Origin of the sequence: Pseudomonas sp. D(2018) (assembly GCF_005502555.1) — a bacterium.
Taxonomy (GTDB): domain Bacteria; phylum Pseudomonadota; class Gammaproteobacteria; order Pseudomonadales; family Pseudomonadaceae; genus Metapseudomonas; species Metapseudomonas resinovorans.
On sequence record NZ_SCOK01000003.1, the window covers coordinates 84556 to 99555 of the forward strand.

Annotated in this window: 20 protein-coding genes and 1 pseudogene; 18 read left to right on the forward strand and 3 right to left on the reverse strand. The window is 65.4% G+C overall.

From position 1 onward, the window contains the following. Positions 1–2: 2 nt before the first annotated feature. The 11 genes from urtB (at position 3) to FFS60_RS03690 (ending at position 8873) form a co-directional block, all read left to right on the forward strand. A complete protein-coding gene (urtB, locus tag FFS60_RS03640) occupies positions 3–1571 on the forward strand; it encodes an urea ABC transporter permease subunit UrtB (RefSeq protein WP_137821176.1) in 1569 nt (522 codons plus the stop codon). Then, entirely contained in the window at positions 1571–2659 is a 1089-nt protein-coding gene (gene urtC / locus FFS60_RS03645; protein WP_137821177.1) for an urea ABC transporter permease subunit UrtC, read from the forward strand. Before urtB ends, urtC begins: the two co-directional genes overlap by 1 nt. Beyond that, the gene (gene urtD / locus FFS60_RS03650) at positions 2660–3520 is read left to right on the forward strand and encodes an urea ABC transporter ATP-binding protein UrtD (protein WP_028630714.1); all 861 of its coding nucleotides are present in this window, start codon (positions 2660–2662) and stop codon (positions 3518–3520) included. It begins immediately after the preceding gene. Between the two features lie 180 nt (positions 3521–3700). Next, entirely contained in the window at positions 3701–4399 is a 699-nt protein-coding gene (gene urtE / locus FFS60_RS03655) for an urea ABC transporter ATP-binding subunit UrtE (protein WP_028630713.1), read from the forward strand. Between the two features lie 68 nt (positions 4400–4467). Beyond that, positions 4468–5307: an urease accessory protein UreD gene (locus FFS60_RS03660; RefSeq protein WP_028630712.1), complete on the forward strand. Its 840-nt coding sequence runs from the start codon at positions 4468–4470 to the stop codon at positions 5305–5307. Next, positions 5307–5609 carry an urease subunit gamma gene (ureA, locus tag FFS60_RS03665; RefSeq protein ID WP_028630711.1) on the forward strand — a complete coding sequence of 101 codons (303 nt, stop codon included), beginning with the start codon at positions 5307–5309 and terminating at the stop codon, positions 5607–5609. Before FFS60_RS03660 ends, ureA begins: the two co-directional genes overlap by 1 nt. A gap of 8 nt (positions 5610–5617) precedes the next feature. Next, complete coding sequence (locus tag FFS60_RS03670) at positions 5618–6118, forward strand: GNAT family N-acetyltransferase (RefSeq protein ID WP_137821178.1); 501 nt, start codon at positions 5618–5620, stop codon at positions 6116–6118. Positions 6119–6122: 4 nt separating this feature from the next. Continuing rightward, a complete protein-coding gene (locus FFS60_RS03675) occupies positions 6123–6428 on the forward strand; it encodes an urease subunit beta (protein ID WP_003452861.1) in 306 nt (101 codons plus the stop codon). 124 nt (positions 6429–6552) lie between these two features. Next, complete coding sequence (gene ureC, locus FFS60_RS03680) at positions 6553–8253, forward strand: urease subunit alpha (RefSeq protein WP_137821179.1); 1701 nt, start codon at positions 6553–6555, stop codon at positions 8251–8253. 100 nt (positions 8254–8353) lie between these two features. Beyond that, positions 8354–8599: a type II toxin-antitoxin system Phd/YefM family antitoxin gene (locus FFS60_RS03685; protein ID WP_028630708.1), complete on the forward strand. Its 246-nt coding sequence runs from the start codon at positions 8354–8356 to the stop codon at positions 8597–8599. Further along, positions 8589–8873 carry a type II toxin-antitoxin system RelE/ParE family toxin gene (locus FFS60_RS03690; protein ID WP_028630707.1) on the forward strand — a complete coding sequence of 95 codons (285 nt, stop codon included), beginning with the start codon at positions 8589–8591 and terminating at the stop codon, positions 8871–8873. Before FFS60_RS03685 ends, FFS60_RS03690 begins: the two co-directional genes overlap by 11 nt. A gap of 9 nt (positions 8874–8882) precedes the next feature. On the opposite strand, the gene FFS60_RS03695 is transcribed toward FFS60_RS03690, so the two are convergent. Together FFS60_RS03695 and FFS60_RS03700 are read right to left on the reverse strand one after the other, a co-directional pair. Next, the gene (locus tag FFS60_RS03695) at positions 8883–9149 is read right to left on the reverse strand and encodes a DksA/TraR family C4-type zinc finger protein (protein WP_028630706.1); all 267 of its coding nucleotides are present in this window, start codon (positions 9147–9149) and stop codon (positions 8883–8885) included. A gap of 97 nt (positions 9150–9246) precedes the next feature. Then, positions 9247–10113 carry an oxaloacetate decarboxylase gene (locus FFS60_RS03700; protein WP_137821180.1) on the reverse strand — a complete coding sequence of 289 codons (867 nt, stop codon included), beginning with the start codon at positions 10111–10113 and terminating at the stop codon, positions 9247–9249. A 192-nt stretch (positions 10114–10305) separates the two neighbouring features. Here FFS60_RS03700 and FFS60_RS03705 point away from each other — a divergent pair, with 192 nt between their 5' ends. The 6 genes from FFS60_RS03705 to osmE (FFS60_RS03730) all read left to right on the forward strand — a co-directional run bounded on the left by FFS60_RS03705 (position 10306) and on the right by osmE (FFS60_RS03730) (position 14181). Further along, on the forward strand, positions 10306–10743 hold the full coding sequence (locus FFS60_RS03705) for a YqaA family protein (protein WP_137821181.1): 438 nt from the start codon (positions 10306–10308) through the stop codon (positions 10741–10743). A 170-nt stretch (positions 10744–10913) separates the two neighbouring features. Next, positions 10914–11267 carry a DUF6152 family protein gene (locus FFS60_RS03710; protein WP_028630703.1) on the forward strand — a complete coding sequence of 118 codons (354 nt, stop codon included), beginning with the start codon at positions 10914–10916 and terminating at the stop codon, positions 11265–11267. 7 nt (positions 11268–11274) lie between these two features. Then, entirely contained in the window at positions 11275–11757 is a 483-nt protein-coding gene (locus FFS60_RS03715; RefSeq protein ID WP_137821182.1) for a DUF6644 family protein, read from the forward strand. A gap of 98 nt (positions 11758–11855) precedes the next feature. Further along, positions 11856–13121: an Hsp70 family protein gene (locus FFS60_RS03720; protein ID WP_028630701.1), complete on the forward strand. Its 1266-nt coding sequence runs from the start codon at positions 11856–11858 to the stop codon at positions 13119–13121. 128 nt (positions 13122–13249) lie between these two features. After that, positions 13250–13618 (forward strand): osmotically-inducible lipoprotein OsmE, encoded by a 369-nt coding sequence (gene osmE, locus FFS60_RS03725; RefSeq protein ID WP_028630700.1) that lies wholly within the window; start codon positions 13250–13252, stop codon positions 13616–13618. Positions 13619–13842: 224 nt separating this feature from the next. Next, complete coding sequence (gene osmE, locus FFS60_RS03730) at positions 13843–14181, forward strand: osmotically-inducible lipoprotein OsmE (RefSeq protein WP_028630699.1); 339 nt, start codon at positions 13843–13845, stop codon at positions 14179–14181. Between the two features lie 30 nt (positions 14182–14211). Here osmE (FFS60_RS03730) and FFS60_RS03735 read toward each other — a convergent pair. Then, positions 14212–14436, reverse strand: a pseudogene (locus tag FFS60_RS03735) (AsmA family protein); the annotation flags it as partial. A 138-nt stretch (positions 14437–14574) separates the two neighbouring features. Here FFS60_RS03735 and FFS60_RS03740 point away from each other — a divergent pair. Continuing rightward, complete coding sequence (locus FFS60_RS03740; RefSeq protein ID WP_137821183.1) at positions 14575–14907, forward strand: hypothetical protein; 333 nt, start codon at positions 14575–14577, stop codon at positions 14905–14907. The last annotated feature ends 93 nt before the right edge of the window (positions 14908–15000 follow it).

Sequence of the window (15000 nt, forward strand, 5' to 3'; positions counted from 1 at the left end):
CAATGCCGACAGTCCTCTACCGAATCCTCCTCGCCCTGGCCCTGCTGCTTCCTGTCGAAGCACTGGCCGGCGACGCCAACGACTTCGCCGCGGCCAATCCGGCGCAGCAGGCGAAACTGCTGGAGCGCTGGGCCGCCGAGCCCGACGCCGCGCGCCAGCCGCTGCTCGATGCCCTGCAGCAGGGCCGCTTCGCCGTTGACGCCAAGCAGGCCTTCCTCGAACAGGATGGCGCCTTCAGCGCCGCCGAAGGTGACGCCGCCCCCAGCGGTACGCCGAAGAAACTGCGCCTGAACAACCGCCTGCGCGGCCTTCTGATTACCGCCCAGGCCAGCCACCAACTGCTTGCCGCCGAACCCACCATTCGCCTGGACGCCGCGCGCCAACTGCAGAAGAGCGCCAAGCCCGCCCAATTGCCCCTGCTCAACCAGCGCATGGTGGCCGAAGAGGATGCCGGCGTGCGTGACGCCCTCTCCCTCGCCCTGGCCAACCTGCAGCTGGTCGACCCGGACCCGGCCATCCGTCTCAACGCCGTGCGCCTGCTCGGCGAAACCGGCGACCCGCTGGCTCGCACCCGCCTCGAAGCCCTGCTCGATCCGGCCGTGGAAACCGATTCGGGCGTACGCACCGCTGCCGAAACCAGCCTGAGCCAGGTCAAGCGCCGGTTGCTGGTGGGCGAGTTGCTCGGCCAGGCCTTCAGTGGCCTGTCGCTGGGCTCCATCCTGCTGCTCGCCGCACTGGGCCTGGCCATCACCTTCGGCCTGCTCGGGGTGATCAACATGGCCCACGGCGAGATGCTGATGCTCGGTGCCTACGCCACCTACATGGTGCAGCTGGGCTTCCAGCGCCTGGCGCCGGAGATGCTGGCCCTGTATCCGCTGGTGGCGCTGCCCGTGGCCTTCTTCGTCACCGCCCTGGTGGGCATGGCGCTCGAACGCACGGTAATCCGCCACCTCTATGGCCGTCCGCTGGAAACCCTGCTCGCCACCTGGGGCATCAGCCTGATCCTGATCCAGCTGGTGCGGGTGATCTTCGGCGCGCAGAACGTCGAAGTGGCCAACCCCGCCTGGCTCTCCGGTGGCGTGCAGGTCCTGCCCAACCTGGTGCTGCCTTACAACCGCATCGTCATCATCGGCTTCGCCCTCTTCGTGGTGGCGCTGACCTGGCTGCTGCTGAACAAGACCCGTCTCGGCCTCAACGTCCGCGCGGTCACCCAGAACCGCAACATGGCCGCCTGCTGCGGCGTACCCACCGGCCGTGTGGACATGCTGGCCTTCGGGCTCGGCTCGGGCATCGCCGGTCTTGGCGGCGTGGCGCTGTCGCAGGTCGGCAACGTCGGCCCCGACCTCGGCCAGGGCTACATCATCGATTCGTTCCTGGTGGTGGTGCTGGGCGGCGTCGGACAACTCGCCGGCAGCGTCATGGCCGCCTTCGGTCTCGGCGTGGCGAACAAGATCCTCGAACCGCAGATTGGCGCCGTGCTGGGCAAGATCCTGATCCTGGCGCTGATCATCCTCTTCATCCAGAAGCGCCCGCAGGGACTCTTCGCACTCAAAGGAAGGGTGATCGACTGATGACTCAACCCCTCAACCAGACCCTGCTCGCCCGCGCCACGACCACCCTCGGCCCGCGCGTGTCGCTGGCCATCGGCGCCGCGGTACTCGCTGTCCTGCTGGCCCTGCCGCTGCTGCACCTGCTGCCCGCGGACAACCCGCTGCAGGTCTCGGCCTACACCCTGACCCTGGTGGGCAAGATCCTCTGCTACGCCATCGTCGCCCTCGCCCTGGACCTGGTCTGGGGCTACGCGGGGCTGCTGTCCCTCGGTCATGGCTTGTTCTTCGCGCTCGGCGGCTACGCCATGGGCATGTACCTGATGCGCGAAGCGGCCGGTGACGGCCTGCCGGCCTTCATGAGCTTCCTCGCCTGGACCGAACTGCCCTGGTACTGGGCCGGCACCCAGCACTTCCTCTGGGCCCTGTGCCTGGTGGTGCTGGCACCCGGTCTGCTGGCGCTGGTGTTCGGCTTCTTCGCCTTCCGCTCGCGGATCAAGGGCGTGTACTTCTCGATCATGACCCAGGCATTGACCTTCGCCGGCATGCTGCTGTTCTTCCGCAACGAAACCGGTTTCGGCGGCAACAACGGCTTCACCGACTTCCGCCGCATCCTCGGTTTCGACATCACGGCGCCGGGTACCCGCGCCGTGCTGTTCCTCGCCACCGTGGCCCTGCTGGTGGGCAGCCTGCTGCTCGGCTGGCGCCTGGCGCGGAGCAAGTTCGGCCGGGTGCTCACCGCCCTGCGCGACGCCGAGAACCGCCTGATGTTCTGCGGCTACGACCCGCGCGGCTACAAGCTGTTCATCTGGGTGCTGTCGGCCGTGCTCTGCGGCCTGGCCGGCGCGCTCTACGTGCCCCAGGTGGGCATCATCAACCCCAGCGAGATGTCGCCCACCAACTCCATCGAGGCGGCGGTGTGGGTCGCGCTCGGCGGACGCGGCTCGCTCATTGGCCCGCTGCTCGGCGCAGGCCTGGTCAACGGCATGAAGAGCTGGTTCACCGTGGCCTTCCCGGAGTACTGGCTGTTCTTCCTCGGCGCCCTGTTCATCCTGGTCACCCTCTATCTGCCCAAGGGCGTGATTGGCCTGGTCAAACGGGGAGACAAGTAAATGCGTGCAGCCCCGGTACCCGAACTCATGCTCGAGCCCGCCTTCGACCCCAACCGCGATGCCGGCAGCGGCCGCGACTCGCTAGGCCTCGGCCGCACCGCCGGCCAGGGCCTGGACGTGCGCCACGGCACCATCCTCACCCTGGAAGACATCAGCGTCAGCTTCGATGGCTTCAAGGCGCTGCGTGACCTCAACCTCTACATCGGGGTCGGTGAGCTGCGCTGCATCATCGGTCCCAACGGCGCCGGCAAGACCACGCTGATGGACGTGATCACCGGCAAGACCCGCCCCGACACCGGCAAGGCCTGGTTCGGCGAAACCCTCGACCTCACCCGCATGAGCGAAGTGGAAATCGCCCAGGCCGGCATCGGCCGCAAGTTCCAGAAGCCCACGGTGTTCGAGGCACTCTCGGTGTTCGAGAACCTGGAGCTGGCACAGAAGACCGACAAATCCGTCTGGGCGAGCCTGCGGGCGAAGCTCACCGGCGAACAGAAGGACCGCATCGACGAAGTGCTCGCGGTGATCCGCCTGGAAGCCTCGCGCAATCGCCCGGCCGGCCTGCTTTCCCACGGCCAGAAGCAGTTCCTCGAGATCGGCATGCTGCTGATGCAGGACCCGCAATTGCTGCTACTCGACGAGCCGGTGGCGGGCATGACCGACGCCGAAACCGAGTTCACCGCCGAGCTGTTCAAGAGCCTCGCCGGCCAGCATTCGCTGATGGTGGTGGAGCACGACATGGGCTTCGTCGGCTCAATCGCCGACCACGTCACCGTGCTGCACCAGGGCCACGTCCTGGCCGAAGGCTCGCTGGCCGAGGTGCAGGCCAACGAACAGGTGATCGAGGTCTACCTCGGCCGCTGACCCGTTGCAGGACGATTTCCCCGTAGGTTGGTGCAGAGCGAAGCGAAGCCCAACAACCGGTCCGCAGGACCGGCACCGGGGACCTGATGAACACACAGGAGCGCGATGCGCTCCCCGTTGGGCTTCGCAGGCTCAGCGCCAACCTACGGAAAGGCAGCGCCATCCAAGGGGAACCAACACATGCTCCAAGTCGACAAGCTCCACCAGTACTACGGCGGCAGCCACATCCTCCGCGGCCTGTCGTTCGACGTGAAGATCGGCGAGGTTACCTGCCTGCTCGGGCGCAACGGGGTGGGCAAGACCACCCTGCTGAAATGCCTGATGGGCCTGATTCCGGCCAAGGAAGGTGCGGTGAACTGGGAAGGCCGCGCCATCACCGGTTTCAAGCCGCACCAGCGGGTGCACGCCGGCATCGCCTACGTGCCCCAGGGCCGCGAAATCTTCCCGCGTCTGACGGTGGAAGAGAACCTGCTGATGGGCCTTTCCCGCTTTCCCGCCGGCCAGGCCAAGGCGGTGCCGGAGTCCATCTACGAGCTCTTTCCCGTGCTGCGGGAGATGAAGCACCGCCGCGGCGGCGACCTCTCCGGCGGCCAGCAACAGCAACTCGCCATCGGCCGCGCCCTGGCCAGCCAGCCGCGTCTGTTGATCCTCGATGAACCCACCGAAGGCATCCAGCCCTCGGTGATCAAGGAAATCGGCGCGGTGATCCGCAAGCTCGCCGAGCGCGGCGACATGGCCATCCTGCTGGTGGAGCAGTTCTACGACTTCGCCGCCGAACTGGCCGACCAGTACCTGGTGATGAGCCGGGGCGAAATCATCCAGCAGGGACGCGGAGAAAACATGGAAGCCGAGGGCGTGCGCGGCCTGGTGACCATATGATGTACCCGAACCTTTGCACCGCGTGGGTTACGCCGCTTCGCGGCTAACCCACCCTACAAGAACGATCCATGAACGCACCTGCCGATACTGCCCTCTTCACCCCCAGCTGGCACGCCGAGCTGGAGCTGGCCTATGCGCTCGACGGCGCCACCACGCGCCCGGTACAGCGTCGCCACATCGGCCCGCTGCGGGTGCAGAAACACCTGCACGCCGAAGGCCCGCAGGTGTGCCAGCACATCATCGTCCACCCGCCCGGCGGCATTGCCGGCGGCGATCGCCTGGACATCTCCGCCCGCGTCGGTGAAGGCGCCTGGGCGCAGCTCACCAGCCCCGGCGCAGCCAAGTGGTACCGCGCTGCCGGCCCGGCCTTCCAGAGCGTCGAGCTGAGCGTTGAAGCGGGCGCGACCCTGGAGTGGCTGCCCCAGGAAACCATCGTCTTCTCCGGCGCCCAGGCCGAACTCGAGACCCGCATCGAACTGGCCGACGACGCCCGCCTGTTCTATTGGGACATGGTCGCCCTCGGCCGCCCCGCTGCCCGCGAACGTTTCGCCGAAGGCCACTTCCAGGCGCATCTGGATATCCGTCGCAACGGCACCCTGATCTGGCATGAACGCCAGCGCATCGAGGGCAACGACGGCCTGCTCGATTCCCCCATCGGTCTCGCCGGCCAACCGGTGTTCGCCACCCTGATCGCCGCTGGCGAGATCGACTCCGACCTGCTCGAACGTTGCCGCGAACTGCCCTGTGCCGGGCGCGGCGACCTGACCCAATTGCCCGGCCTTCTGGTGGCCCGCTGCCTCGCTGCCGAGGCGCTGCACGCCCGCGCCTGGCTGATCGACCTCTGGCGCCTGTTGCGCCCTGCCTTGCTCGGCCGCGAGGCCGTGCCTCCTCGCATCTGGAGTACCTGATGGACCTCACCCCAAGAGAGAAAGACAAGCTGCTGATCTTCACCGCCGGCCTGGTGGCTGAACGGCGCCTGGCCCGTGGCCTGAAACTCAACTACCCGGAAGCCATGGCGTTCATCTCCGCCGCTCTGCTGGAAGGTGCCCGCGACGGCCGGACCGTGGCCGAGCTGATGCACTTCGGCACCACCCTGCTCGCCCGTGACCAGGTGATGGAAGGCGTGCCGGAGATGATCCCGGAGATCCAGATCGAGGCCACCTTCCCCGACGGCACCAAACTGGTGACCGTGCACCAGCCGATTGCCTGAGGCCCGTTATGTCTTACGTGATTCGCGATGCCGTCGAGGCTGACCTGCCCGGCATCCTCGCCATCTACAACGACGCCGTGGAGTACACCACGGCGATCTGGAACGAAACCCTGGTGGACCTGGCCAATCGCCGCGCCTGGCTGGCCGAGCGCACAGCCGCCGGCTTTCCGGTGCTGGTGGCGGTGAACCAGGCAGACGATGTGCTGGGCTACGCCAGCTACGGCACCTGGCGCACCATCGAGGGCTTCCGCCACACCGTGGAACATTCGGTCTACGTGCGCGGTGACCAGCGCGGCCAGGGCCTCGGGCCTGCGCTGATGCAGGCGCTGATCGAACGCGCCCGCAAGGCTGGCCTGCACGTGATGGTGGCCGCCATCGAGAGCGAGAACGCCGCCTCCATCCGCCTGCACGAACGCCTCGGCTTCGTCACCACCGGGCAGATGCCCCAGGTGGGCCGCAAGTTCGAGCGCTGGCTCGACCTCACTTTCATGCAACTCATCCTGGAGTGACCTGATGATCCCCGGCGAATACCAGATCCAGGACGGCGAGATCGAACTCAACGCCGGCCGCCGCACCCTGACCCTCTCCGTGGCCAACACCGGCGACCGGCCGATCCAGGTCGGCTCCCACTACCACTTCTTCGAAACCAACGACGCGCTCGCCTTCGACCGTGCGGCCGCGCGCGGCATGCGCCTGAATATTCCGGCCGGCACCGCCGTGCGCTTCGAGCCCGGCCAGAGCCGCGAGGTGGAGCTGGTCGACCTGGCCGGCGCCCGCCGCGTGTTCGGCTTCGCCGGCCGGGTGATGGGCGACCTCTGATCGCCCCTCGACATTTGTAGGATGGGTCGGGCGGCGCTCCGCGAGCGTAGCGAAACCCATCACTTCTCAGTGCCGATGGGTTACGCCACTTCGTGGCTAACCCATCCTACGGACAGGACCCACGATGAAGATTTCCCGCCAAGCCTATGCCGATATGTTCGGCCCCACCGTCGGCGACAAAGTGCGCCTGGCCGACACCGACCTGTGGATCGAAGTCGAGAAGGACTTCACCACCTACGGCGAAGAAGTGAAGTTCGGCGGCGGCAAGGTGATCCGCGACGGCATGGGCCAGGGCCAATTGCTGGCCGCCGAGGTGGTCGACACCCTGATCACCAACGCCCTGATCATCGACCACTGGGGCATCGTCAAGGCCGACGTCGGCCTCAAGGACGGCCGCATCGCCGCCATCGGCAAGGCCGGCAACCCGGACATCCAGCCCGACGTCACCATTGCCGTCGGCGCCAGCACCGAAGTGATCGCCGGCGAAGGCATGATCCTCACCGCCGGCGGCATCGACACCCACATCCACTTCATCTGCCCGCAGCAGATCGAAGAAGCGCTCATGAGCGGCGTCACCACCATGATCGGCGGCGGCACCGGCCCGGCCACCGGCACCAATGCCACCACCTGCACCTCCGGCCCGTGGCACATGGCACGCATGCTCCAGGCCGCCGACGCCTTCCCGATGAACATCGGCTTCACCGGCAAGGGCAACGCCAGCCTCCCCGAGCCGCTGATCGAGCAGGTCAAGGCCGGCGCCATCGGCCTCAAGCTGCACGAAGACTGGGGCACCACGCCGGCAGCCATCGACAACTGCCTGTCGGTCGCCGACCAGTACGACGTACAGGTGGCCATCCATACCGACACGCTGAACGAATCCGGCTTCGTCGAAACCACCCTGGGTGCCTTCAAGGGCCGCACCATCCACACCTATCACACCGAAGGCGCCGGCGGCGGCCACGCCCCGGACATCATCAAGGCCTGCGGCTTCTCCAACGTGCTGCCCAGCTCGACCAACCCAACCCGACCCTTCACCCGCAACACCATCGACGAGCACCTGGACATGCTCATGGTCTGCCACCACCTGGACCCGAGCATCGCCGAGGACGTGGCCTTCGCCGAGAGCCGCATCCGCCGCGAGACCATCGCCGCCGAAGACATCCTCCATGACCTCGGCGCGTTCTCGATGATCAGCTCCGACAGCCAGGCCATGGGCCGCGTGGGCGAAGTCATCACCCGCACCTGGCAGACTGCCGACAAGATGAAGCAGCAGCGCGGCGCCCTGCCCGAAGACGCTCCCGGCAACGACAACTTCCGCGCCAAGCGCTACATCGCCAAGTACACCATCAACCCGGCCATCACCCACGGCATCAGCCATGAAGTGGGCTCGATCGAGGTGGGCAAATGGGCCGACCTGGTGCTCTGGCGCCCGGCCTTCTTCGGTGTGAAACCGACGCTGATCCTCAAGGGTGGTGCCATCGCCGCCAGCCTGATGGGCGACGCCAACGCCTCCATCCCCACCCCACAGCCGGTCCACTACCGCCCGATGTTCGCGAGCTACGCCGGCAGCCGCCACGCCACCAGCATCACCTTCATCAGCCAGGCGGCGTTCGAGGCGGGCGTGCCCGCGCAGCTGGGTCTGCAGAAGAAGATCGGCGTGGTGAAGGGCTGCCGCACGGTGAAGAAACAGGACCTGATCCACAACGACTACACCCCGACCATCGAGGTCGACCCGCAGAACTACCAGGTGAAAGCCGACGGCCAGTTGCTCTGGTGCGAACCGGCGGACGTGTTGCCGATGGCGCAGCGGTATTTCCTGTTCTGAAATCGGCCAGTGGGTTTCGTTGCGCTCAACCCAACCCGCAGCACTTGAGTCAAGCCAATAAAAAGACCAGAATTTGGCTCCATATATAGGAGCCAAACTCATGCAAAACGTTCTTGCCGACGTTGCCGTCAGCGTTTCCGAGTTGAAGAAGAATCCGTCTGCCGTGGTGTCCCAAGCCAAAGGTTCCCCCGTCGCGGTTCTCAACCACAACAAGGTCATGGCCTACATGGTTCCGGCTGAAACCTTCGAAGCCTTGATGGAGTATTTGGACGACCAGGCGCTGGCGGAAATCGTCCGCAGCCGCGCCCACGAGAAGGGAGTGAAAGTCAGCCTCGATGACCTATGAACTGGAGTTCCTGCCCTCGGCGCTCAAGGAATGGCGCAAGCTCGGCGACACCGTCCGGGATCAATTCAAGAGAAAGCTGAAAGAGCGTCTGCAACGGCCGCGAGTTCAGGGCGACGCCCTTCATGGGATGCCTGACTGCTTCAAGATCAAACTTCGATCAGCCGGATATCGCCTGGTGTATCGCGTCGAAGAGGGGCGAATCACTGTGGTGGTGATCAGCGTCGGCAAACGCGAACGTGGTTCGGTCTATGAGAGCGCCCGGAACCGACGCTGAGACCGCCGCTCAACGCAACTGACTATCCTTGCTCCCCCGCCGGTTGTACCCGGCATAGGCAGCGCTTTCCCGGTCGTGCTCGGCCTGGCAGTTGACGCACAGGCGCACGCCGGGGACGGCCTTGCGCCGGGCTTCGGGGATAGCGGCATCGCACTCTTCGCAGTGCGTCAGGCTTTCACCCTTCGGCAACTGGCTGCGCGCGCGCTGGATGGCATCTTCGATAGTGCTGTCGATCTGTTCCTGGACGGCGCCGTCGCCGGCCCAACCACTGGCCATACTGACCTCCCGCTTGCTCAAGGCCCAGTGGAAGATGTGGGCTTTCTTCCGGCCTTTTGCAAGGGGGGCGGTCGCAAGGCGACAAGTGGAGGTCGCGCTATTCCTTCACGTCCATGAACTCCTCGGCCCAGATGATGTAGTCCTCGGGCAGGGTGTACTTGTGGGTCAGTTCGGTGGCGGTGAGCTCAGTGCCGGTAGCGATCTGGCGCTGCTCGCGCAGGCAGTCGTAGGTGGCCTTGATGGCGGCGAAGTAGGCGGCATGGCCGTTGACCACGATGCGCACGCCAAGACGGGCGAGGCGTTCGTTGTCGCGCAGCTTCGGGTTGCCGTAGGTGACCAGCATCAGCGGGATGCTCAGGTGCTCGGCGATCTTTTCCAAGTGTTCGAAGTCGGTCACGCCGACCATGCAGATGCCGTCGGCACCGGCAGCCTGGTAGGCCTTGGTGCGCTTGATCACTTCTTCCACGTCCAACACCCCGGCGTGGGTGCGGGCGATGATGGCGAGGTCGGTATCGACGCGCGCCTCCAGGGCTGCGCGGATCTTGCCGACGCCCTCTTCCACCGGGATCAGGTCGGTGGACTTGCGGCCGAACTGGGCCGGCAGCAGGGTGTCTTCGATGGTCAGTGCGGCGATGCCGGCACGTTCCAGCTCGACCACCGTGCGCATCACATTGAGCGCGTTGCCGTAGCCGTGGTCGGCATCGGCGATCACCGGCAGGCGCGAGACGCGGCCGATACGGGTGGCCTGCTCGACGAATTCGCTCAAGGTGATCAGCGCGAAGTCAGGAGCGGCAAGCACCTGCAGGGAAGCGACCGAACCGCCAAGGATGCCGACTTCGAAACCGAGGTCAGCGGCGATGCGGGCGGACATGGGGTCGAACACCGAAGCGGTGTGATAACAGGAATCCGAGTCCAGCAGCGCACGAAAAGCCGTGCGCAACTCGTGATGAGAAGCTCTACGCATAAAGGGCACCAAAGATCAGAGGGGGTCAGGATGAAGCCGGCTCCGTAACTCTGGAGTCGACGCCCCCGTTTTTCCATTGTCAGACTGCGCCCATTCTAACGGATCAGTCTTTCAGTTCGCTTAAAGGCCTTTCGGCTTGTCCGGCCAATCGTCGGCCGCCACACTGACGCCCCCTTTCTCCGAGACACCTACGTGCTGGCACTCACCGCCTACTTGGGCCTGTTCCTCTCTGCCTTCGGCGCCGCCACCCTGCTGCCCCTGCAATCGGAAGCCGTGCTGGTCGCCCTGCTGCTGGGCAAGTCCCATCCGGCCTGGGCGCTGGTGGCGGTGGCGACCTTCGGCAATGTGCTGGGCTCGCTGGTGAACTGGTGGCTGGGGCGCTACCTGGAGCACTTCCATGACCGCCGCTGGTTTCCGGTGAAGCCGGCGCAGCTGGCGAAGGCACAAGCCTTCTACCACCGCTATGGACGCTGGTCGCTGTTGCTGGCCTGGGTGCCGCTGATCGGCGATCCGCTGACCCTGGTGGCGGGCGTGATGCGCGAGTCCTTCTGGGTATTCCTGGCGTTGGTGACCCTGGCCAAGGCGGGGCGCTATCTGATGCTTGCGGCGCTGACGCTTGGCTGGAACTGATGGGTTTCGCGGGCTCTACCCCTCATACGTGGATGCGCCGATGGTGGATATGAATAGCGATTTCCCCCTACGCCCGCGAGGCCCGCCATTGTGTTTCGGGATACTGCCCAGGCGGCGGCAAGTGGGTAGAGCGCCTACGCTTTCCGGGTCGCTGACTGGAGGCCAACGCCATGAGAAAACTTGCCCTGCTGCTCGCCTTCTTCGCCCTGGTGCTTGGCGCCACGGCCGCCTTCGCCCATCACGGCTGGAGTTCCTACGACGCCGACAAGCCGCTGACCATCGAGGCCCCCGTCAAGGAACTCTCCTACCGCAACCCCCACGCCCATCTCACCATCGACTACGACGGACGCGAGTGGCACGTGGTGCTGGCACCCATCAGCCGCATGTCGGCGCGTGGGCTGCCCGAGGCGGACCTCCTGCCCGGCAAGCGAGTGACCATAGTCGGCTACCCGCGCAAGGACGGCGAGGCGGAAATCCGCGCCGAGCGGGTCATCGTCAACGGACGCACGGTAGAGCTGCGCTGAGGCGCCGATGGAGTTCATCCTGCCTTGGGCGGAACGTCTGGAGGCATCCACCTTCGGTGCGCTGATGCGCGAGTCGACGCTGCTCTACCCGACGGCCAACCTGCTGCACCTGGCAGGGCTGGTGATGTTGCTGGGGTCGATGATTCTGCTCGACCTGCGTCTGCTCGGTATCGCTCGTGAAGTTCCGCTACCGGAAGTCTCCCGCCGCCTCACCCCGATCGCCATCGCCGGACTGCTGCTCCTGCTGCTCACCGGTTTTTGTCTGTTCGCCGCCGACGCCGGGCCGCTCACTGGCAATTGGCTGCTGCAGCTCAAGCTGCTGCTGGTGGGGCTGGGGATCGTCAACGCCTTGCTGTTTCGCGCCAGTTGGGCCCAACGCCTGGACGACTGGGACCTGCGGCCGCCCCCCGCGGGACGACTGCAGGCAGCGCTGTCGATCCTGATCTGGTGCGGTGCAATGTCGGCGGGGCGGCTGCTGGCCTATATCTAGTCCGCCTTCAGGTAACAGCTCACGGACGAACTGCGCCGGACAACCCCGCCTTGCTCGCGTAAACTGCGCGGCCGTTTTTTTGCCGGAACACCCGCGACATGAGCAACGTCCTCCCCGCCCAGGCCCTGGGCATCGACTTCGGAACCTCCAACTCCACCGTTGGCTGGTGGCGCCCGGATGCGGAACCGCTGATCGCCCTGGAGGACGACAAGATCACCCTGCCCTCGGTGGTGTTCTTCAACACCGAGGAACGCCGCCCGGCCTATGGCCGCCAGGCCCTGCACGAGTACCTGGAGGGCTACGAAGGCCGCCTGATGCGCTCGCTGAAGAGCCTGTTGGGCTCGCCCCTGCTGAAGAGCGAGACCACCGTGCTGGGCAGCGCCCTGCCCTTCAAGGACCTGCTGGGCCTGTTCATCGGCCAACTCAAGCAAAGAGCCGAAGCCGCTGCTGGCCGCGAGTTCGAGCGCGTGGTGCTGGGCCGTCCGGTGTTCTTCGTGGATGAAGACCCCGAAGCCGACCAGGAGGCCCAGAACACCCTGGTGGCAGTCGCGCAGAAACTCGGCTTCAAGGACGTGTCCTTCCAGTACGAACCGATAGCCGCGGCCTTCGACTACGAGCGCGGTATCGAGCGCGAGGAGCTGGTGCTGATCGTCGACATCGGCGGTGGTACCTCGGACTTCTCCCTGGTACGTCTGTCGCCCCAGCGCCGTGAAGTGGCCGAGCGCCAGGACGACATCCTCGCCACTGGCGGCGTGCACATCGGCGGTACCGACTTCGACAAGCAGCTGTCGCTGGCCGGCGTGATGCCGCTGTTCGGCTACGGCAGCCGGATGAAGAGCGACGCGCTGATGCCCACCAGTTACCACCTGAACCTGGCGACCTGGCACACCATCAACGCCGTGTATGCGCAGAAGTCGCAGCTGGCGCTGAAGAACATGCGCTACGACATCGTCGACGCCACGGGCATCGACCGCCTGTTCAGCCTGATCGAGCAGCGCGCCGGCCATTGGCTGGCCATGCAGGTGGAAGACAGCAAGATCGAACTGACCGAAGCGGAGAGCCGCCGCATCGACCTGGCGCGCATCGAGCCGGGCCTGGACGTGGAGCTGACCCGCGCGCTGTTCGAAAGCGCCATCGACGACCTGCTGGTGCGCATTCGCGCCAGCGTCGATGGGCTGCTGGCCCAGGCCGGCGTCAGCGCCGACCAGGTCGACACCCTGTTCTTCACCGGCGGCTCCAGCGGCATCCCAGCGCTGCGCCAGAGCGTTGCCGCCATGCTGCCCAATGCCCGCCAGGTGGAGGGCAACCTGTTCGGCAGCATCGGCAGTGGCCTGGCCATCGAGGCAAAAAAGCGCTACGGCTGACTGATCATCGACACGCCGTCCCGACGCCAGCCGCCGGGACGCAGCGGCCACTCAGGTCGTTTTTCCAGGTGCCTGCTAGGCTCAATCCCATCGCGGGGCAAGCCCGCGCCAGATAGGGAAGATCCGCCATGAGCAAGCAAGCGATCCTGCTGGCCTGCGCCCTGGCCTCCACGGTCGGCTGCGCCAGCAAGATGGAAAACCCCACCGATTACTACACCTACCGCAACCAGCCGCTGGTCAAGCAGGTGGACGAAGGCATGACCGAAACGCAGGTGCGCAACGTCGGCGGTCCGCCGTCTTCCTCGATCCGCCGCAAGGTCAACCCGGGCGTCTGCAACAACTACATCCTCAATCAGGACGGTCACCAGCAGGCCTACCACGTCAGCTTCGACGGCAGTGGCCGGGTCGAGGAGCAAGGCTTCATGACCTGCGAGCAGCGGGAGCAGCTCGAACTCGAGAAGGCGCAGAAGAAGGTCGAGCACGGCGGCGGTTATTGATCCGCCTTGTCGAGGTCGCCCAGGCGAAACCCATCAGTTTGCCATCACCGTATCTGGAAGCCTCGCCAGCCGGGGCTTCCAGGCTTCTCCTCGGGCATTTAGCCAGCTACTGGCGCAATGCCGTCCATCGCCTGATCGTCCTCCCGGCGTTCTCGGGCGAACTCTCCCCACTTTCCGATGTTCCAAGCGCAGTGTTTCAACTGCGTTAACCTTGAGGACCCATGATGTACAAGCAAGCGCTTGTCATGGCTTGTGCCCTGGCATCGATGGCGGGCTGCGCCAGCAAGATCGAAAACCCCACGGACTACATCACGTTCCGCAACCAGCCTCTGGTGAAGGAAGTCGAACCCGGCATGAGCCGACAGCAGGTGCTGATCATCGGCGGGCGCCCCTCCTCCATCGTCCAGCGCAGCGTGCATCCGGGCTCCTGCAACAACTACATCCTCAACAAGCAGGGTCACCAGCAGCCCTACCACATCAGCTTCGACAGCACCGGCCGGGTGCGCCATAAGGGCTTCATGACCTGCAGCCAGCGCGAACAGGCCGAACGCGACCAGCTCTGACGCGCCCTAGCGCTTACCCATCTGCTTGAGCAGCCTGCCCACCAGGTAGTTGCCGACGTTGATACCGGCGATCTCCATCAGGTTGCGGCTGATGGTGCCGTCATTGACCAGCATCTGCAGATTGCCGTTGGCCGTGCCCAGCAATGCCCTCACTGAGTTGCCGGTGCCTGAGACATCCACATCGACCCGCAAATGCGCAGAGATGCTCCGCGCCATGGCCGGAAGCCCATTGCCCGAATCGAAAAATTGCCGCAAGGCATTGATTATAAAGCGATCACCTGGCCATCAACGACGTTGATGGTCTCTATCTGGAGTGATCACTTCTTAATCAACACCCCATCCGTAAGATTGGCTCCGTACCCAGTTTCCAGCCCCCTTGAGGAGCCCACGATCATGAAAAACCAAGCCTTCGCCGCCCTGTTCATCACCGCCCTGAGCACCTCCGCCTTCGCCCTGCCGTCCGACGATCAGCCGGTGCTGGGTGAATCCCGGGAAGCCACCACTATCCAGGTCATCGAGCCGGTGGCTGCTGAAGGCAGCTTCATGGTGCTGGACCGCGTTGCTGAAGGTGGCGCAGATCGCACCGGTGCCAACCGCATTGCCGAAGGTGGTTCCGACCGCACTCAGGGCTTCCGCGTAGCCGAAGATGGCTCCGACCGTACCCATGCCTTCCGCGTAGCCGAAGGCGGTTCGGATCGTCTGCTGCAGGCCCAGCGCGTCAGCTGATCCCAGCTCGCACCCCCCCTTCAAGCCCGGCGCGTGTCGGGCTTTATTGTTTGATATCCGAAGCTGGATGAACCTTCCCCTGTAGGGGCCAAT